Below are 448 nucleotides of genomic sequence, written 5' to 3'. Positions count from 1 at the left end.
CTTAGCCGTTGGGGCGGATGAAGACCGGGCCCGAACCGATGTAAGCATCGGCCAGCGCGGTCGTATAACCGGTCCAGCCACCATGGATGGCCTGGCCGTTGCCCACGTAAATCGCGATGTGCGGCACACCGGCACCGGCATCGTCGTAGTAGATCATGTCGCCCGGCTGCGGCGTCGAAACCTGGGTACCGTACGCCATGAACTGCGCCGGAGCCAGATCGCCCACGGAAATACCGGCCGAACGCAGCGCGTTCTCCACCATCGCGGTGCAGTCCTGCGACACACCGATCTGGCCGTAAGCCGACGCCACCAAAGCGGCACCAATACCGCTGGCAGCAACATCAGCCTTCGCCTCGGGCTTCGGCGCTTCCTCAGCCTTCTCCACCGGGGCAACAGCCTTCTCGGCGGCTTCCTCAACCACCGGAGCAACTTCCTCGGCCACAGCCTC

At 64.7% G+C, this 448-nt stretch carries 1 protein-coding gene; it reads right to left on the bottom strand.

Annotated features, from left to right (window positions below; translation table 11 throughout):
- Position 1: 1 nt before the first annotated feature.
- Positions 2-448, bottom strand: a 447-nt coding sequence (locus AC3A4M_RS22825) for a C40 family peptidase (protein WP_498738915.1), incomplete at its 5' end; no start/stop codon positions are given.

Source organism: Arthrobacter sp. Soil_C_60, assembly GCF_057656375.1.
The sequence above is the reverse complement of the archived record's forward strand: the minus strand, read 5'-3'. Positions and strand labels throughout refer to the sequence as shown.